We start from the raw sequence: 18,798 nt of genomic DNA, 5'->3' as shown, positions 1-18,798 counted from the left end.
CGCACTTCCGGAGATCCCCCTCGTGCCCCTCGGAGGAAGCGATGACAGTCACCCTGGCGGATGTGGCGGCCCGCGCCCGGGTGTCGCCCGCCACCGTCTCCCGCGTGCTGAACGGCAACTACCCGGTGGCCGCCGCCACCCGGGAACGCGTGCTGCGGGCGGTGGACGAACTGGACTACGTGCTGAACGGACCCGCCAGCTCGCTCGCCGCCGCCACCTCCGACCTGGTCGGCATCCTGGTGAACGACATCGCGGACCCGTTCTTCGGCATCATGGCCGGGGCGGCCCAGACCGAGATCGGCGGCCAGGAGGGCACCGGCAGGGCGGGCGGCGAGAAGCTCGCCATCGTCTGCAACACGGGCGGCTCGCCCGAACGCGAGCTGACCTATCTGACCCTGCTCCAGCGCCAGCGGGCCGCGGCCGTCGTCCTGACAGGCGGGGCGCTCGAAGACCCGGCGCACACGGCCGCGATGACCGCGAAGCTGGCGCGACTGGCCGACGCGGGGACCCGGGTGGTGCTGTGCGGGCGCCCCCCGCTGCCGGACAGCGAGGCGATCGTGGCGGCGCTGGCCTTCGACAACCGGGGCGGCGGCCGGCGGCTGACCGAACACCTGCTGGCGCTCGGGCACCGGCGGATCGGCTATGTCGCGGGCCCGGTGGAGCGTACGACCACCCGGCACCGGCTGGAGGGGCACTGGGCGGCGATGGCGGCGGCGGGGCTGAGCGGGGGGTGGCGGACCGGAGAGAGCGCCGGGGAACGGGAGCCGCTGACGGTCCACGGGCCGTACACCCGCCGCTCCGGATACGAGGCGACGCTGGAGCTGCTGCGCCGCGCACCGGGCCTGACGGCCGTGGTCGCGGCCAATGACACGGTGGCGCTGGGGGCGTGCGCGGCCATCCGCGACCAGGGGCTGCGCATTCCGCAGGACGTCTCGGTGGCGGGCTTCGACGATCTGCCGTTCGCGGTGGACGCGGTGCCCGCGCTGACGACCGTACGGCTGCCGCTGTACGAGGCGGGGGCGCGGGCGGGACGGCTGGCGATGGGGACGGAGGCGCCGCCGCCGGGCGGGATCGCCACGATCGGGGCGGAGCTGATGGCACGGGCGTCGACGGCACCGCCACGGACGGACTGAGGCGCGCGCAGGGGCGGGCCGGCGTGCGGGTACGGGCGGACGTGGGTGCGGGTACGGGCGGACGTGGGCGCGGGTACCGACGGGCTGACATCCGCGCGCGGGCGGACCGAGGGCGCGGGCATGGAAGGACCGGGGCGCGGGCACGGGACAGGACGGACTGGGCCGACCAGGCGTGACGGCTTCCGTTCCGGGCAGAAGCGGTCATACCTCCGGAAGGACGACGATCATCTTTCCGGAAGAACATGAGGAAAGGAACAGGCCCATGAAGCTCGCCTTCTCGACCCTCGGGGTGCCGGGGCTGCCCATCCCCGAGGTCGTGGCACTCGCCTCCTCGACCGGGTACCAGGGGGTGGAGCTGCGCGCCCACCCGGAGGAGCCCGTGCACCCGGGGATCGGGGCGCGCGAACGGGCCGCGGTGGTCGACGAGTTCAAGCGCGCGGACATCGAGATCCTGACGGTCGCGGGATACACCCAGGTGGCGAGCGCGACGGCCGATGAGGACCGGTTGCGCCAGGAGCTGGACGAACTGCTCTGGCTGGCACGCGATCTGGGCGCCTCGTTCATCCGTGTCTTCCCGGGCGGCGGTGACCAGGATCCGGCCGACGCCGACGCGACGGCGGCGCGACGGCTGGCCACGGCGGCCGAACTGGCGGCGGACTTCGGCGTACGGATCCTGATGGAGACCCATGACTCGCACCGGACGGGAGCGGACGCGGCCCGGGTGCTGGGGCCGGTGGGGCATCCGCAGGTGGGAGCGGTCTGGGATGTGATGCACACCTGGCTGGGCGGGGAGGACCCGGTCACCACGCACGCGGCGCTCGGCCCCTATCTGGGCTATGTCCAGGTGAAGGACATCGCCTCGGCGGAGGACACGACACCGCTGGCGCTGGGCGCGGGAGTGCTGCCGCTGGGCGAGTGCCTGGCGCTGCTCGACGACGACTGCTGGGTGTGCTGGGAGTACGAGAAGCGCTGGTACCCGCAGGCGGCCGAGCTGCCGGAACTGCTGGCGGCGGGCCGGCGGCACCTCCTGGCCCTCTAGAAAAGGCCAGGAGGGACAGGAGGGCGGTGCGCCGCCGACCGCACCCGGCGGCGCCCGGCCGCACCCGGTGACACGCATCCGCACCCGCTGACGGCCGCCCGGTGGCGGTTCGGCCGCGCGCCCCGCGGAAGCGCCCCCGCGGAAGTGCCCCTGTGGAAGCGCCCTGTGGAAGCGCCCTCGGCGGCAGAACCCTTGACTGGCAGTTACTTTCCGGATATGCGTTGCACTTTGGAAGTTTCCTTCACCCCCCTCGCAGCGCACAGCCGGAAGGAGCACCAGTGCACGACCGGACCATCTCCCGACGCGCTCTCCTCACCGCGACCGCCGTAGCGGCGGCGGCCGTTACCGCCTCGGCCGCCCCCGTGGCCGCCGTCCCCCCGCATCCGGCCCCGGACCGCCGTGACCGCCTCCGCCGCCTCATCTCCCGTATGAGCCTGGAGGAGAAGGTCGGCCAGCTCTTCGTCATGCGGGTGTACGGCCACTCCGCCACCGCTCCCGACCAGGCGGACATCGACGCCAACCTCGCCGAGATCGGGGTCCGTACGGCCGCGGAGCTGATCTCGACGTACCACGTCGGCGGCATCATCTACTTCGCCTGGGCGCACAACACCCGTAATCCGCGCCAGATCGCAGAACTCTCCAACGGCGTCCAGAAGGCCGGTCTGGCCCAGAAGACGCCGGTCCCGCTGCTGATCGCCACCGACCAGGAGCACGGCATCGTCGCCCGGGTCGGCAAGCCGGCCACGCTGCTGCCGGGCGCGATGGCGCTCGGCGCGGGCCGCTCGCACGCCGACGCCCGTGAGGCCGCCAGGATCGCCGGCGTGGAGCTGGCCGCGATGGGCATCAACCAGAACTACGCGCCGGACGCGGACGTCAATGTCAACCCGGCCAACCCCGTCATCGGCGTACGGTCCTTCGGCGCAGGTCCGGAGGCCGTGGCGGGTATGGTCCGCGCCCAGGTGACGGGCTATCAGAGCGCCGGGATCGCCACCGCGGCCAAGCACTTCCCGGGCCACGGTGACACGAAGGACGACAGCCACTACGCGCTGCCCACCATCCACCACACCCGTGAGCAGTGGAACGAGCTGGACGCGCCGCCGTTCCGGGCCGCGATCGCCGCCGGTGTCACCTCGATCATGACGGCGCACATCGTCGTGCCAGCCCTGGACCCCAGCGAGGACCCGGCGACGCTCTCGCACCCGATCGTCACCGGCGTACTGCGCGAACAGCTCGGCTACGACGGCGTCGTGATCACCGACGCGCTGGGTATGGAGGGCGTACGGCAGAAGTACGGCGACGACCGGGTGCCCGTGCTCGCGCTCAAGGCGGGCGTCGACCAGTTGCTCAATCCGCCGAATCTCCGGCTCGCCCGCGACGCCGTCCTGGCGGCGGTCGGGAGCGGCGAGATCAGCGAGGCACGGATCGAGGAGTCCGTCCTCCGTGTCCTCGAACTGAAGGACAGGCTGGGTCTGTTCCGCGGCGATGCCGCTGTGTCGTTGCGGGACGTGGACCGCAAGGTCGGCACCCGGGCCCATCTCGCCGCCGCCGACCGGATCGCCGAGCGGACCACCACCCTGCTCGTCAACGAGAAGAAGCTGCTGCCGCTGAACAGGCGGCGGAAGAGGAATCTGCTGGTCGTCGGGGCCGATCCGGCCTCGCCGTCCGGGACGACGGGACCGCCGACCACCGTGCTCGCCACGGCGCTGACCGAGCTGGGTTTCACCGCCACGGCCCTGTCCACCGGTACGGCCCCGAGCGCGGCGCAGACCGACGCCGCGGTGGCGGCCGCGCGGGGCAAGGACGCGGTCGTCGTGGCCACGTACAACGTCTCGGCGACCAGTTCGCAGCGCACTCTGGTCGACGCGCTCGTCGCGACCGGTGTGCCGGTGATCACGGTCGCCATCCGCAACCCCTACGACATCGCGCGGCTGTCCGGCGTCAAGGCGTCCCTCGCCGCGTACTCCTGGACGGATGTCGAGGTGCGGGCCGCGGCGCGGGTGATCGCGGGACGGGTCAGGCCCCGGGGCGTCCTGCCCGTGCCGGTGCAGCGCGCGGACGATCCGACGCGGGAGCTGTATCCGATCGGTCATGGTCTGTCCTACTGACCGGCCGGGCGCCCGAGCCGTCACACAGCCGTGCCCGCCGTTCCCGGGACCCTCGGGTCCGGCAGCGGCGGGCACGGTCGGCCCGGCACGGTCCCCGTCGGCACAGGGCCGCGCGGACCGGTGGCGGGGCCGCGCCCCGCGGGTCACGGCCCTGCCGACGTGCTACGGCCTCAGCGTGTGCTCACGCTCGGCCTTCTGCCGGTCCAGCCTGGAGTCGAACGGCGCCAGCGGCTTCGCCTTCGCCGCGTCCTGCTGGACGGCGGCCGGGGCGACGCCCGCCCACGCCAGGATCCTGGCCGTGGCCTTCGCCTGCTCGTCCGGGACGAGAGCGGCGACATTGGCGCCGTGGTTGGCGCCCGGCGCGACATACACATAGCTGTCACGCGCGCCGTGGCCGAGGCGGAAGGGCTCCGCACCCCACGGGTCGTTCTGTCCGTACACGAACAGCATCTGGTTCGCGTGGCGACGGACCCAGGAGTCGACGTCCGGCATCGTGGAGGGGTCGAACCTCATCGGGATGGAACGCGGTACGAAGTTCCGCGGCGGCTGGTAGCCGTAACGGCTCAGCTTGCCCAGGTGCGGCTGCTTGATGTCGGGCGAGCCGAGCTGGGTGCCCGCCTGGTAGTAGTACGGCGCGTAGGTCTCCAGACCCTGGTCCGTGTAGGCGGAGAAGCCGGAGATCGCGTCGATGGTGTCGTAGATCTCCTGGTCGGAGGCGGTGGCCGCGACCGGGATGAACTCGCAGTCGGAGAGCAGGCTGTACTGCCAGAACGCCCAGACGAAGTCGAGCACCACGGCCTCGTACGCCTTGTCCAGCGAACCGACGGTGGTGAAGGTGTACCCGTTGGCGTCCGCCCACTCCTGGTACGTCGTCTCCAGCGCCCCGCGCCGGACCAGCGCCTCGCGCTGCACGCCGTTGAGCTTGTCGCGGCACTCCTTGGTGCCGACCCGCTCGAAGAACCGGTCGTACGCCGAGTCCTCCTTGTTCACGACGTCGTTGGGCGCGACGTACGCGACGACGCCGTCCATGTCACGCGGGTAGAAGCGCTCGAAGTACGTGGCGGTCATACCGCCCTTGGAACCGCCCGTGGAGAGCCACTTCTTGGGGTAGATCTTCTTGAACGCCGAGAAGATCCGGTGCTGGTCGCTGGCGGCCTGCCAGATGTCCAGCTTCGACCAGTCGGCCGGCTGCGGACGGGACGGCGTGAAGAAGCGGTACTCCATGGAGACCTGGTTGCCGTCGATGATCCGCGTCGGCTCACTGCGGCTCGGGTTGGTGGAGACGTTGTAGCCCCCGGTGAAGAAGACCGTCGGCCGGCTGGTGTCCTTGTGCAGCAGGGTGACGCGCTGCTGGAAGGTGCCCTTGGACGGATGACGGTGGTCCACCGGCTGGGTGTAGTTGAGAACGAAGTAGCGGTAGCCCTCGTACGGCTTCTCCTGGATCAGACTCATCCCCGGGATGGCGAGGACCCGGTCCTTGATGTCGGTGGTGTCGGTGGCGGTCTGGTGGTCCGCACCCCGATCGGCGGCGGTGGCCGCACCGGCCGTGGCCACCGTGCCTATGATCAGCACGAGCGACAACAGCCATCTCAGCGCCTTGCGCATTCACACTCCCTGTGTTCATGACAGACGCCGTGAACCTAGCGGGATGCATGCCCGACCCGCCAGTGCCGTCCCGGCACTGATCCGGCCGGCCGGGCCGGCCCCCGGGGTCTCAGACCACCGCGGCCGGCTCCTCCTCGCCGAGGAAGCTCCGCCACAGCTTGGCGTACCGGCCCTCCAGCGCGAGCAGTTCCTCGTGCGTACCGTCCTCCACGACCCGGCCGTGGTCCATCACGACGACCCGGTCCGCGCGGGCCGCGGTGGTCAGCCGGTGGGCGACCACCAGGGTGGTACGGCGGCCCGTCAGCCGGTCGGTGGCCTGGTTGACCAGGGCCTCGCTGGCCAGGTCGAGGGCCGCGGTGGCCTCGTCGAGCAGCAGTATGTCCGGGTCGACCAGTTCGGCACGGGCCAGGGCGATCAACTGGCGCTGTCCGGCGGAGAGATTGCGGCCCCGCTCGGCGACCTCGTGCAGATAGCCGCCGTCCAGGGTGGCGATCATCTCGTGCGCGCCGACCGCGCGGGCCGCCGCCTCCACATCCGCGTCGCGCGCCTCGGGCCGTCCGTAGGCGATGGCGTCCCGGACCGTGCCCGCGAAGAGATACGCCTCCTGCGGTACGACGCCGAGCCGGTGCCGGTACGCCGTCAGATCCAGCTCCCGCAGATCGGTGCCGTCCACGGTGACCCGGCCGCCGGTCGGGTCGTAGAACCGCGCGACCAGTTTGACCAGGGTGGACTTGCCCGCGCCGGTCTCGCCGACGAAGGCGACGGTCTGGCCGGCCGGTATCCGCAGATCGACACCGGTCAGGGCGGCCTCCCCGGAACGCGCCGCATCCGCCGCATCCGCCACTCCCGTCGCACCCGCCGTATCCGCCACTCCCTCGGAGCCGACGGGGGACGCGGGGCTCACGGGGGACGCGGGGCTCACGGGGCTCACAGGGGCCGCTGAGTCCACGGCTCCCCCGGCGCCCGCCGAGTCCTCCTCGGAGGCGAGTCCGTGGTAGGTGAACTCCACGCCCTCGAAAGCGATCTCGCCGCGCAGCGACAGCACGTCCAGCGGCTCCTTCGCGGAGGCCGTCGAGGTCGGTTCCCGCAGCAGCTCCTGGATACGGCCGAGCGAGACGCTCGCCTGCTGGTACCCGTCGAAGACCTGCGAGAGCTGCTGCACCGGGGCGAAGAACAGATCGATGTAGAGCAGATACGCGACCAGCGCGCCGGTCGTGAGGGTCCCCGCCTCCACCCGGCCCGCGCCGACGATCAGCACGGCCGCCGCGGCCACCGAGGACAGGAGCTGCACGAAGGGGAAGTACACCGATATCAGCCACTGGCCGCGCACCCGGGCCGCGCGGTAGTGGTCGCTGCGCCGGGCGAAGCGCTCCGCGCCGTCCTTCTGGCGCCGGAACGCCTGGACGATCCGCAGCCCGGACACCGACTCCTGGAGATCGGCGTTGACGACACTGATGCGTTCCCGGGCCAGTTCGTACGCCCGCACGCTCTTGCGGCGGAAGTAGACCGTACCGACGATCAGCACGGGCAGGGTCGCGAAGACCACCAGCGCGAGCTGGATGTCGATCACCAGCAGCACGACCAGAATGCCGAAGAAGGTGACGACGGAGACGAAGGCGGTGACCAGACCGGTCTGGAGGAACGTCGACAGCGCGTCCACGTCGGTCGTCATCCGCGTCATGATGCGCCCGGTCAGCTCCCGCTCGTAGTAGTCGAGGCCGAGCCGCTGGAGCTGCGCGAAGATCTTCAGCCGCAGCGCGTAGAGGACGCGTTCCCCGGTCCGTCCGGTCGTGCGGGTCTCGCCGATCTGCGCCGCCCACTGGACGAGCACGGCCGCCAGTCCCAGCGAGGCGGCCACCCATACGGCGCCGAGCGCGAGCCGCTCCACGCCCTGGTCGATCCCGTGCCGGATGAGGACCGGCAGCAGCAGGCTCATCCCGGCGTCGACGGCGACGAGCGCGAGGCTGACCAGCAGCGGGAGCCCGAAGCCGCGCAGCAGCCTGCGCAGCCCGTACGAGTCCTCGGCGGCGACGGCGCGCGCCTCGTCGACCTCGGGGAGGTCGGTGGCCGGGGGCAGCGCCTCCACCTGGGCGAGCAGTTCGGGGGTGGCGCCGGGTGCCGCCGCGTCGGAGGCGGCGTACGACCTCTCCTCCCGTATCCACAGCGCGGGGGTGACCCCGCGCCCCGCGTCGAACTCGGCGTCGATCTCCCGCTGGAGGGCGCCGGCCTCCTCGGGCGTACGGATGTCCTCGGGACACTCGGCGGTGACCGGGGAGTGGCCGGGCGAGACCTCGCCCAGCTCGTCCGGATCGGTCAGCAGCCGCCGGTAGAGGGCGGACCGCTCCTGGAGCTCCTCGTGGGTGCCGATGTCGGCGAGGCGGCCGCCGTCGAGCACGGCGATACGGTCCGCCAGGCCCAGGGTGGAGCGGCGGTGGGCGATGAGCAGCGTCGTACGGCCGGCCATCACGGCGCGCAGCGCCTCGTGGATCTCGTGCTCCACCCGGGCGTCGACGGCGGAGGTGGCGTCGTCGAGCAGGAGCAGCCGGGGGTCGGTGAGGATGGCGCGGGCCAGGGCGATGCGCTGGCGCTGTCCGCCGGAGAGGGTGAGGCCCTGCTCGCCCACCTTGGTGTCGTAGCCGCGGGGCAGCTCGCTGATGAAGCCGTGGGCCTGGGCGGCGCGGGTGGCCTGGAGGATCTCCTCCTCGGTGGCGTCCGGCCTTCCGTAGGCGACATTGGCGCGGACGGTGTCGGAGAAGAGGAAGCTGTCCTCCGGTACGAGACCGATCGCGGCCCGCAGGGAGTCGAGGGTCAGTTCGCGCACGTCGTGGCCGCCGACGAGGACCGCGCCGCGCGTCACGTCGTAGAAGCGGGGCAGCAGGAGCGAGACCGTGGACTTGCCGCTGCCGGAGGAGCCGACGACGGCGACGGTCTCGCCGGGCCGTATCTCCAGCGAGAAGCCGTCGAGGACGGGCCTGCCGTCCTGGTACGCGAACGACACGTCGTCGAACTCGACGGAGGTCCCGGCGTCGGCAGGCAGCTCCTTGGTGCCGTCCTGGAGGGTCGGCTCGGTGTCGATCAGCTCCAGTACGCGTTCCACCCCGGCCCGTGCCTGCTGGCCGACGGTCAGCACCACGGCGAGCATCCTGACCGGGCCGACGAGCTGGGCGAGATAGGTGGAGAAGGCGACGAACGTGCCGAGGGTGATCTCACCGCGCGTGGCCAGCCAGCCGCCCACCGCCAGCATCGCGACCTGCCCGAGCGCGGGGACGGCCTGGAGCGCGGGGGTGTAGCGGGCGTTGAGCCTGATGGTGCGCAGCCGTCCGGCGAAGAGCCTGCGGCCGGCCTCGCGGAGCTTGCCGGTCTCCTGGTCCTCCTGGCCGAAGCCCTTGACGACACGGACCCCGGAGACGGCGCCGTCGACGACCCCGGCCACGGCCGCGGCCTGCGACTGGGCGTACCAGGTGGCGGGGTGCAGCCGGGTGCGGCTGCGGCGTGCGATGTACCAGACGGCCGGGGCGACGGCCAGCGCGACCAGGGTCAGCGGCGGTGAGAGCCACGCCATGATCACCAGGGACACGAGGAACAGCAGGACGTTGCCGATGGTCATCGGCAGCATGAAGAGGAGGCCCTGGATGAGCTGGAGGTCACTGGTGGCGCGGCCGACGACCTGTCCGGTGGAGAGGCTGTCCTGACGCCGCCCGTCGAGGCGGGCGATCGTGGCGTACATGTCCGTACGCAGATCGTGCTGGACGTCGAGCGCGAGCCGTCCGCCGTAGTACCTCCGCACATAGGCGGTGGCGTAGACCACGAGCGCGGCGAGGATCAGCAGTCCCGTCCAGACGAGGAGGGAGCGATGTCCGTCCCCGATGACATCGTCGATGACGACCTTGGTGATCAGCGGGACGAGTGCCATCACCCCCATGCCGGCGAGGGATGAACCGAGCGCCAGGACCACATTGCGCCGGTAGCGCCACGCGTACCCGGCCAGCCGCCGTGCCCAGCCCTCTTCCGCCGCCACTGATGCCTCCCGGTCGTCCTGATCTGCCGGAATGCCCAACGCGGGCGGCGGCGGATTTCATCCCTCCGCAACAAACCGCGGCAAAGACCGGTCCCGGATCCTAGGACGGGTCCTAGGACCCGGGGTGCCGTGTCACTTGGCGGCGGCGAGATCCTTGTGGACGACACGGGCGACGGCCTGGATCGTGTTGACGCCGTCGTTCATGGTCTTGTTGTCGTGGGTGAGCACGGTGATCAGATAGTTGTTGCCCTTGCCGGTGAACGCGCCGACGCTGTGCACGCGCCAGCCGTGGGTGGACCGCTGGAGCCAGCCGTTCTTGAGCTGGACGGTGGCGGATGCGGGGGCGCCCGACGGGACACCCCAGCGCTGGGACGCGACCACCCGGCGCATCCGGTCAAGGATGTAGCTGCGGGCGTTGTCGCTGAGCACCGCGTTCCTGGCGGTCACCAGGGTCAGGAGCTGCTGCTCGTCACGGGCGGTGATCTGGGTGAGGCCCCAGGAACCGTTGGCGCCCGGCGTGGTCTGGGTCATGCCCGCCGCCTTGAGGAAGCCCTTGACCTTCGTCAGCCCGAGCTGCTTCCACAGGGTGCTGGTGGCGGCGTTGTCCGACTTGGTGATCATGGCGGTGGTGAGATCGACCTCGCGCTGGGTCAGATAGCGGTTCGTCTTCTTCGCGTCCCAGAGCAGGGTCGCGAGGACAGTGACCTTGACGACACTGGCGGAGTCGAACTTCTGCGTGGCGCGGAGGGTGCAGCGCGTGTTCGTCGTGCGGTCGTACAGCGCGACGGCGGTGGTGGACTTCCTGGACTTGAGCGCCGCCGTGATGTCCTTGGACAGCTTGGCGGCGAGGCCCGCCCTGCCCGAGGTACAGGCGACGGCGGGAGCCGCGGCCACGGCGGGAGCCGCTCCGGCGGCGACCGGTACGAGCCCCGCGGTGAGGGCGACGGAGAGCGCGCCCCGGGCGCGCCAGGATATTCGCTGGTGAGTCATGAGCTGGTGAGTCATGAAGAGAGTCCCGCCCCTGCCGCTGTCGCGTCCGCGAGCACCGCCGTCCGGCGCGCTCGCAGACATGATGCACAGCGAGGGGTCAATGGTTGTATGGGCTCGAACACAATGACCGGTCGAAATCAAATCGTGTTCGTCCGAACGGGACGGAACCGCCCGTCGGCGGACCGCAGACCGGGGCCGGGGCTGGGCCGGGTTGGACCGGGGCAGGGCCGGGACTGGGCCGGCCCCTCAGAGATGCGTCGGCGCGAACATCCTGAGCAGGGCGGGCAGCACGACCACCGAGGGCCCCGGGGCGGCCAGCGACGCGGCGAGGTCCTCGCGCAGCGACTCCGGGGTCGTACGGACCGCCGGGACACCGAAGGAGTGCGCGAGGGCCACGAAGTCCGGGCGGGACAGCTCCGTACCGCTCGCCTCGCCGAAGGCGCCCGTCATGTACTCGCGCAGGATGCCGTATCCGCCGTCGTCGACGATCAGCCAGGTGACCGGGAGGTCGTACTGACGGGCGGTGGCCAGCTCCGCGATCGAGTACATCGCACCGCCGTCGCCAGAGACGGCCAGGACCGGTCTCGTACGGTCGGCCGCCGCGGCGCCGAGGGCCGCGGGGAAGCCGTAGCCCAGGCCGCCCGCGCCCTGGGCGGAGTGCATCGGTCCCGGCCAGGCCGCCCAGGCCCAGTAGGCGAGGATCGTCATGTCCCAGAAGCTGGGGGACGTGTCCGGCAGGGCCGCGCGGACGGCGGCGAGCACCTGCCGCTCCAGGGTGAGGTCCTGGGCCTCGATCCTGTCCCGTACCTTCGCCAGGACCGTACGGACCGACGCGGCGGCGGCCGGGTCCCGGCGCCCGGTCACCGACTCCAGCAGCGCGGCCAGCGCGGCCCTGGCGTCGGCGTGCACACCGAGCGCGGGATGGTTGGACTCCAGCTTGCCGAGGTCCGCCTCGATCTGGATCATCCGGCCCCGGGGGCGGAACGTGTGGTAGTTCGAGGACAGCTCGCCGAGACCGGACCCCACGACCAGCAGGACGTCCGCTTCCTCCAGGAAGTCGGTGAGGTGCCGGTCCTCCAGCCAGGACTGGAGCGACAGCGGATGCTCCCAGGGGAAGGCGCCCTTGCCCCCGTAGGTGGTGACGACCGGCGCGGCCAGCTTCTCGGCGAGGGCGAGCAGCTTGCCGGAGGCGTCGGACCGTACGACTCCGCCGCCCGCGACGATCACCGGACGCTCGGCGTGGGACAGGGCGTGCGCCGCCACGGCGGTCAGCTCGGGGCGGGGAGGCAGCTCGCGCGGGGTGGCGTCCGGCACCGTGACGACGGGCAGCGCGGTCGGGGCGAGCAGCACGTCCTGCGGGATCTCCACCCAGACCGGGCCGTGCGGGGCGGTGAGCGCGGACTCCCAGGCGGCGGCGATCGCGGAGGGTATCTGCGAGGCGGTGCGGACCAGGTGCACGGACTTCACGATGTCGCGGAAGGACGCCTGCTGGTCGCGGAGTTCATGCAGATAACCGTGGCGTCCGCCGCCGAGACCGGCGGCCGGCACCTGACTGGAGATGGCCAGGACCGGGGCGGAGGCCGAGGCCGCCTCCTGGAGCGCGGGCAGTGAGGTGAGCGCACCGGGGCCGGTGGAGAGCAGCAGCGGGGCGACCTCGCCGGTGACCCTGCCGTACGCGTCGGCGGCGAATCCCGCGTTGTTCTCGACGCGCAGCCCGACATAGGCCAGATCGGAGCGGCGCAGGGCGTCGAACATGCCGAGCGCGTGCTGTCCGGGGAGCCCGAAGACGGTGGTGGCGCCGAGGCCGCGCAGGGTCTCCACCACGAGATCACCGCCGTTGCGCCCGGCCGGGGGGTTCAGCGCGGCCTTGGTCTGGGCCTCGGTGAGGCGCGGCACCGCGTCGTGGTCGTGGGTCACTTCGACGTCCCCCCGGCGGACGGGGCGCCGTGCCCGGACCCGGCGGTGGCCGCGGCCGCCTGTCCGGCGGCGGTCCGCGCGGCGGCGATCCGGCGGGTCATCAGCGTGGTCAGTTCGTACGCCGTGTGCGAGGCGGCGACGGAGGTGATCTCGGCGTGGTCGTAGGCGGGCGCGACCTCGACGACATCCGCCGAGACCAGATCGCAGGAGGCCAGCCCCCGGAGGATCTCCAGCAGCTCGCGGGAGGTGAGCCCGCCGGCCTCGGGGGTGCCGGTGCCGGGCGCGTGCGCCGGGTCGAGCACATCGATGTCGACGGAGATGTACAGCGGGCGGTCGCCTATCCGCTGCCGTAGCTGGTCGGCGATCTCGTCGACACCCCGGCGCATCACATCGGCCGAGGTGACGATGCCGAAGCCCATCCTGGCGTCGTCGTCCAGATCCTTCTTCCCGTACAGCGGGCCCCGGGTGCCGACGTGGCAGAGCGCCTCCGTGTCGAGGATCCCCTCCTCGAAGGCCCGGCGGAACGGTGTGCCGTGGGTGTACGCGGCGCCGAAGTAGGTGTCCCAGGTGTCCAGGTGCGCGTCGAAGTGGAGCAGCGCCACCGGTCCGTGCTTCTTCGCCACCGAGCGCAGCAGGGGCAGCGCGATGGTGTGGTCGCCGCCGAGGGTCATCAGCCGCGCCCCGGTGCCGAGCAGTTCGTCGGCGGCGGCCTCGACGGTCTCGACGGCCTCGTCGATACGGAACGGATTGGCGGCGATGTCCCCGGCGTCCGCGACCTGCGCGAGCGCGAAGGGCGAGGCGTCCTGGGCCGGGTTGTACGGACGCAGCAGCCGGGACGCCTCACGGATCGCGTTCCCCCCGAACCGCGCGCCCGGCCGGTAGGACACCCCCGTGTCGAAGGGGACACCGACGACGGCGACATCGGCGGTGCCAACCTCGTCGAGCCGGGGCAGCCGGGCGAACGTGGCCGGTCCGGCGTACCTCGGCACACGCGACGAGTCGACGGGGCCGCGCGGGCCGTCCTCGCGGCCGGCCGGGGCCGGGTGTACCTGTCCGTTGCTGCTCATCGTCGGGCCTCTCCGGGTGATGGGTGATGCGTGCGGCCACGCGGTGCTCCGCGGCGCGCTGTCACGCACGGGTGGGTCTGTGTTGTCGTGTCGCCGTGTCGCCGTGTCGCCGTGTCGTCGTGTTGCCGCGGCGTCATGGCGCCGCGTTTGCGGTGCTGGGGCGTCGCGGTGTTGTGTCGCTGCGTCAAGGATGGACCGGGCCCGCGACCTGAGTCCCAGCCTGTGGATAACCTGGCTCCAGCCCTGTGGAAAACCGCCCTCAGGCCAGCGGCGCCACGGGAGCGGGGGTGCTCGCCGATGCCTCCTCGGGCGCCTCACCAGCCAGGCGCCGGCGCCAGGCCACCAGCACCGCCTCGTCCGTCGGCCTCGTCACCAGGCTGACGATCAGATAGGCGGCCAGCGAGGAGAGCAGCCCGTAGTAGATCGGTTCCGTGGCGAGGATGCCGTACGCCGCCATCAGCCCCACGACCGCCCCGCCCCCGGCGACCACGGCGGCCAGCGCGCCATACACCGTGCCGCGCCGCCACAGCAGCCCGCCGAGGATCGGTACGAGCAGTCCGGCGACCAGCAGGTTGTACGCGACGGTCAGCGCCTCGACGACATTGTTCAGCGCGATCGAGATGGCGATCACGGCGATGCCCATGATCAGGATGAAGAGGCGGTTCCCCCGCACCTCGTCCCGCGCCTCGCCCGCCCCGTCCGGTGCCTCGCCCGCCTTGTCGGGTCCCCCGCCGTGCGCCGCGCCCGCCCCGTCCGGTGCCTCGCCGGGGTCCGTGCCCCTCCGTCCGCCACCGCCGCCCCGCAGCCGCGACCAGATGTCGTTGTTGGCGACGGTGGCGCACGCGATCAGCGCTCCCGAGGAGGTCGACATCACGGCCGCGAGGGCCGCGGCCAGCACCAGCCCCCGCACCCCCATGGGCAGCTCGTCCTTGACGATCGTCGCGAACGCGTCGTCCGCGCTGCCCAGATCCGGGTAGAGCACCTTGGCCGCCGTCCCGATGACCGCGCCGGCCAGGGCGTACACCAGACAGTACGTACCGGCGACCGTGCCGCCCCAGCGCGCCACCTTGTCACCGCGCGCGGTGAACACCCGCTGCCAGATGTCCTGTCCGATCAGCATGCCGAAGGTGTAGATCAGCACATAGGTGAAGATCATCTCGCCACCGATGCCGAACGGCGCGAAGTACTCGTCCGGCAGCTTCGCCCTCATCTCGTCGAAGCCGCCCGCCTTGACCACCGCGATGGGCAGCAGAAGCAGCAGCACCCCGATCGTCTTGACGACGAACTGCACCATGTCCGTGAGGGTGATGGACCACATACCGCCGAGCGTCGAGTACGCGACGACGATCGCCCCGCCCAGGACGATCGCGATCGTACGGTTCAGGTCGAAGAGGACATCGAAGATCGTGGCGTACGCGATGGTCGAGGTGACCGCGAGCATCAGCGTGTACGCCCACATCACGAGGCCCGAGATCACCCCGGCCCGGCCGCCGTACCGCAGATCGAGCATCTCGGAGACGGTGTAGACCTTCAGCCGGGCGATCCGCGCGGAGAAGAAGACGGAGAGCGCCAGCAGACCGAGGCCGATGGTGAAGACCATCCAGGCGCCCGAGAGGCCGTGGCGGTAACCGAGGCCGACACCGCCGATGGTGGAGGCGCCGCCGAGGACGATGGCGGCCATCGTGCCGGAGTACATCCAGGGTCCGAGCCTGCGTCCCGCGACCAGGAACTCGCTCTTGGACCGGGCGCGGCGCATGCCCCACCAGCCCATGGCGAGCATGCCGGCCAGATAGACGACGATCACCGCGTAGTCGACAGCCATGGGCTTCCTCCGTCTCGTCCCGCCTCGTCCGTGGGTCATGACGGTAGGTGGCCGGAAAGCAACGCTGAAGTGTACGTTTCATCCATTCCACGCACCGCCGACGGATGGACCATCCATGCCTGATCCCGTCACCGCTCCCGCCCCGCCCCCAGGTACCCCGTCCGCCCGGCCTGCCCCGCCCACCCCGCCGATTCCCCTGGCGGCGCTGCTCGCGGACCGGAGCCTCGGTCTGCGCCGGATCGCGGGCCCCTCCCACACCACTGCCACCAGCGCCACCACAGCCACTACAGGCACCACTGCCAACGCAGGCACCACAGCCCCCACCGTCACCGCGGCGGCGGCCGGGGCCACCGCCATCCACTGGGTGCACACCTCGGAGATGGCCGATCCGTATCCGTATCTGCTGGGCGGCGAACTGCTGCTGACCGCCGGTGTCCAGCTCACGGCCGCCCACTCCGACAGCTATGTGGCGCGGGTGGTGGAGGCGGGGGCGGCGGCGCTCGGTTTCGGCGTGACACCCGTGTACGACACCGTCCCGGCGGCCCTCGTGGAGGCATGCGACCGGCATGGGCTGCCGCTGCTGGAGGTGCCGCCGCGCACCCCGTTCACGGCGGTGGCCCGCGCGGTGTGGCGGCTGATGGCGGAGGCCCGCCACCGGGAACTGCGCCGGGTCAGCGAGGCCCAGCAGGGGCTCGCCGCCGCGGCGGCCCGCCAGGACCCGGTGCCCGCGGTGCTGCGTCAGCTCGCGGCACGGCTGGAGGGCCGCGCGGTGCTGTTCGCACCGGACGGCACCGAGGTGTACGCGACGGGGAGGGCCCTCTCCCCGGCGGCGGGGAAGGCCCTCGCGCGACTGACCCGGGTGGTCGTCCCGGGCGCCGGTCCAGGTCCCGCACCGGGTCACGGTCCGGGCGCCGGTCCGGGGCACGCACCGGCCCCCGGACCGAGTTCGTCACTCCCGTCACCCCCGTCAGCCCTGTCACCCCCATCACCCCCGTCGGCCCCCTCCTCCGCCACCGACACCGCCGACGGCACCCCTCTCGCCGCCTACGCGCTCGGCGGCGGCCGGGGCCTGGTCCTCGGCGTGGCCGCCGGGTCCCGGGAGAGCGGGGACCACACCATCGCCGGCGTCGCCGTCGTCCTGCTCTCGCTGCTGACCGCACCCCACCAGGGCGCGGCGGAGGCGGGCCGCTCGGCCGCGCTCCTGCGGCTGCTGCTCGGGGCCCCGCCCGCCGAGGCCGCGCCCCTGCTCGGCGCCGGGCCCTGGACGGTCGTCCACGCGCGCGGCGGCACCACCCCCTTCGCCGCGGGCGCGCTCGCCGCCGCCCTGGGCAGCGCGCTGGTCGAGGCGGACGCCACGACGGTCCGCGTCCTCACCGACCGCGAGGTCACCGCCCAGCCCGGCTGGACCCTGGGCGTCAGCGATCCCGTCGCTCCGGCCGGACTCGCCGCCGCCGACTCCCGCGCGGGGCGCGCGCTGCGCCGCGCCGAGGCCACCCGTACCCCGCTCGTACGCCACCACGAGACGGGACTCGGCGCACTGTTCGACCCCGAGGAGGCCGCCGCCCACGCCCGTACCCGGCTGGCACCGCTGGCCGGCTCCCCCGCCCTGGTGGAGACCCTGCGCGCCTGGCTCTCGCTGCACGGGAGCTGGGACCGTACGGCGGTGGCCCTGGCCGTCCACCGCAATACGGTCCGCCAGCGCGTCGCCCGCTGCGCCGCGCTGCTCGACGCCGATCTGGACGACGCCGACGTACGGATGGAGCTGTGGTTCGCGCTGGGCCGGCTCTGAGGCGCCCGGCCCCGGGCCCTGGACACCCCGACTGACCGCCGGGTAACTTTTCCTGAGCAAGCGCTTAATCGAATGCTCCGGCTCAATCGAAACCGAAGGCTCCGGCTTCGTCGAACGCTCGGGCCGGCCGTGAACCGCAGGAGGTTTTCCCGTGCGTCGTACCGTCTACAACGAGGACCACCAGGCGTTCCGGGAGACCATCCGCGCCTTCATCGAGGCCGAGGTCGTCCCCGTGTACGAGGAGTGGTACGCGGCGGGCCAGGCGCCCCGCGACTTCTACTACAAACTCGGTGACCTGGGCGTCTTCGGCATAGAGGTGCCGGAGGAGTACGGCGGCGCGGGCGAGGAGTCCTTCAAGTTCCAGGCGGTCATGACGGAGGAGGCCGCGCGCGCCGGTGTCTCCTTCGGCGGCTCCGGCGTCCATGTGGCGCTCTGTCTGCCCTATCTGAAGGCGTACGCGACCGACGAGCAGAAGAAGCGCTGGCTGCCGGACTTCGTCAGCGGCCGGACCATGTACGCCATCGCCATGACCGAGCCGGGCACCGGCTCCGACCTGGCCGGTATGAAGACGACCGCCCGGCTCTCCGAGGACGGCACGCACTATGTGCTCAACGGCGCCAAGACCTTCATCACCGGCGGTGTCCACGCGGACCGGGTCATCGTCTGCGCCCGTACGGCCGCCCCGACCCCCGAGGACCGCCGCCACGGGATCTCCCTGCTGGTCGTGGACACGAGGTCGGAGGGGTACGCGGTCGGCCGCAAGCTCGACAAGCTGGGCCTGAGGACCTCCGACACGGCCGAGCTGTCCTTCACCGATGTGCGGGTGCCGGTCGGGGATCTGCTCGGCGAGGAGAACAAGGGCTTCTCCTACCTCGGCCAGAATCTGCCCCAGGAGCGTCTGGGCATCGCCGTCGGCGCCTACGCGCAGGCCGCCGCCGCCGTGCGGTTCGCGCAGCAGTACGTCCAGGAGCGGACGGTCTTCGGCAAGTCCGTCGCGTCCTTCCAGAACACGAAGTTCGAACTGGCCGCCTGCAAGGCCGAGGTGGACGCGGCGGAGGCCGTCGTCGACCGTGCGCTGGAAGCCCATGACCTGGGCGAACTGTCCGCCGCCGAGGCCGCGTCCGCGAAGCTCTTCACCACCGAGGTCGCGCATCGCGTCATCGACAAGTGCCTTCAGCTCCACGGCGGCTACGGCTATATGAACGAGTACCCGATCGCCCGGCTGTACGCGGACAACCGGGTCAACCGGATCTACGGCGGCACCAGCGAGGTCATGAAGATGATCATCGCCAAGTCGATGGGGCTCTGAGACA

Annotated in this window: 11 protein-coding genes; 5 read left to right on the top strand and 6 right to left on the bottom strand. The window is 72.0% G+C overall.

The annotated features are described in order from the left end of the window. Positions 1-41 precede the first annotated feature (41 nt). The 3 genes from ACFYYH_RS06785 (at position 42) to ACFYYH_RS06775 (ending at position 4,277) form a co-directional block, all read left to right on the top strand. Positions 42-1,133 (top strand): LacI family DNA-binding transcriptional regulator, encoded by a 1,092-nt coding sequence (locus tag ACFYYH_RS06785; protein ID WP_388546836.1) that lies wholly within the window; start codon positions 42-44, stop codon positions 1,131-1,133. A 262-nt stretch (positions 1,134-1,395) separates the two neighbouring features. Next, a complete protein-coding gene (locus ACFYYH_RS06780; protein ID WP_388546834.1) occupies positions 1,396-2,172 on the top strand; it encodes a sugar phosphate isomerase/epimerase family protein in 777 nt (258 codons plus the stop codon). 278 nt (positions 2,173-2,450) lie between these two features. Beyond that, entirely contained in the window at positions 2,451-4,277 is a 1,827-nt protein-coding gene (locus ACFYYH_RS06775; protein ID WP_388546831.1) for a glycoside hydrolase family 3 protein, read from the top strand. Between the two features lie 162 nt (positions 4,278-4,439). Here ACFYYH_RS06775 and ACFYYH_RS06770 read toward each other — a convergent pair whose 3' ends face one another. From ACFYYH_RS06770 to ACFYYH_RS06745, 6 genes are all read right to left on the bottom strand, one after another. Beyond that, on the bottom strand, positions 4,440-5,882 hold the full coding sequence (locus tag ACFYYH_RS06770) for a S28 family serine protease (RefSeq protein ID WP_388546828.1): 1,443 nt from the start codon (positions 5,880-5,882) through the stop codon (positions 4,440-4,442). Between the two features lie 109 nt (positions 5,883-5,991). After that, on the bottom strand, positions 5,992-9,900 hold the full coding sequence (locus tag ACFYYH_RS06765) for an ABC transporter ATP-binding protein (RefSeq protein ID WP_388546827.1): 3,909 nt from the start codon (positions 9,898-9,900) through the stop codon (positions 5,992-5,994). A 132-nt stretch (positions 9,901-10,032) separates the two neighbouring features. Continuing rightward, positions 10,033-10,905: a serine hydrolase gene (locus ACFYYH_RS06760; RefSeq protein ID WP_388546826.1), complete on the bottom strand. Its 873-nt coding sequence runs from the start codon at positions 10,903-10,905 to the stop codon at positions 10,033-10,035. Positions 10,906-11,136: 231 nt separating this feature from the next. Beyond that, entirely contained in the window at positions 11,137-12,807 is a 1,671-nt protein-coding gene (locus tag ACFYYH_RS06755; protein ID WP_388546824.1) for a thiamine pyrophosphate-binding protein, read from the bottom strand. Further along, positions 12,804-13,874, bottom strand: coding sequence for an agmatinase (gene speB / locus ACFYYH_RS06750; RefSeq protein WP_388546822.1), 1,071 nt, complete (start codon positions 13,872-13,874; stop codon positions 12,804-12,806). Before speB ends, ACFYYH_RS06755 begins: the two co-directional genes overlap by 4 nt. A gap of 259 nt (positions 13,875-14,133) precedes the next feature. After that, a complete protein-coding gene (locus tag ACFYYH_RS06745) occupies positions 14,134-15,696 on the bottom strand; it encodes a sodium:solute symporter (RefSeq protein ID WP_388546818.1) in 1,563 nt (520 codons plus the stop codon). 115 nt (positions 15,697-15,811) lie between these two features. Between ACFYYH_RS06745 and ACFYYH_RS06740 the strand changes: the two genes are divergently transcribed. Together ACFYYH_RS06740 and ACFYYH_RS06735 are read left to right on the top strand one after the other, a co-directional pair. Then, the gene (locus ACFYYH_RS06740) at positions 15,812-17,485 is read left to right on the top strand and encodes a PucR family transcriptional regulator ligand-binding domain-containing protein (protein ID WP_388546815.1); all 1,674 of its coding nucleotides are present in this window, start codon (positions 15,812-15,814) and stop codon (positions 17,483-17,485) included. A 151-nt stretch (positions 17,486-17,636) separates the two neighbouring features. Further along, entirely contained in the window at positions 17,637-18,794 is a 1,158-nt protein-coding gene (locus tag ACFYYH_RS06735; protein ID WP_388546812.1) for an acyl-CoA dehydrogenase family protein, read from the top strand. The last annotated feature ends 4 nt before the right edge of the window (positions 18,795-18,798 follow it).

It is taken from the genome of Streptomyces sp. NPDC002018 (genome assembly GCF_042890865.1).
GTDB lineage: Bacteria > Actinomycetota > Actinomycetes > Streptomycetales > Streptomycetaceae > Streptomyces.
This window is presented reverse-complemented; position numbering and strand designations above follow the sequence as displayed.

Excerpts from the sequence above, each read along its gene's own strand:
- ACFYYH_RS06785 (WP_388546836.1), top strand. The coding sequence starts at position 42 with ATGACAGTCACCCTGGCGGATGTGGCGGCCCGCGCCCGGGTGTCGCCC.
- ACFYYH_RS06780 (WP_388546834.1), top strand. The coding sequence starts at position 1,396 with ATGAAGCTCGCCTTCTCGACCCTCGGGGTGCCGGGGCTGCCCATCCCC.
- ACFYYH_RS06770 (WP_388546828.1), bottom strand. The coding sequence starts at position 5,882 with ATGCGCAAGGCGCTGAGATGGCTGTTGTCGCTCGTGCTGATCATAGGC.
- ACFYYH_RS06760 (WP_388546826.1), bottom strand. The coding sequence starts at position 10,905 with ATGACTCACCAGCTCATGACTCACCAGCGAATATCCTGGCGCGCCCGG.
- speB (WP_388546822.1), bottom strand. The coding sequence starts at position 13,874 with ATGAGCAGCAACGGACAGGTACACCCGGCCCCGGCCGGCCGCGAGGAC.
- ACFYYH_RS06745 (WP_388546818.1), bottom strand. The coding sequence starts at position 15,696 with ATGGCTGTCGACTACGCGGTGATCGTCGTCTATCTGGCCGGCATGCTC.
- ACFYYH_RS06740 (WP_388546815.1), top strand. The coding sequence starts at position 15,812 with ATGCCTGATCCCGTCACCGCTCCCGCCCCGCCCCCAGGTACCCCGTCC.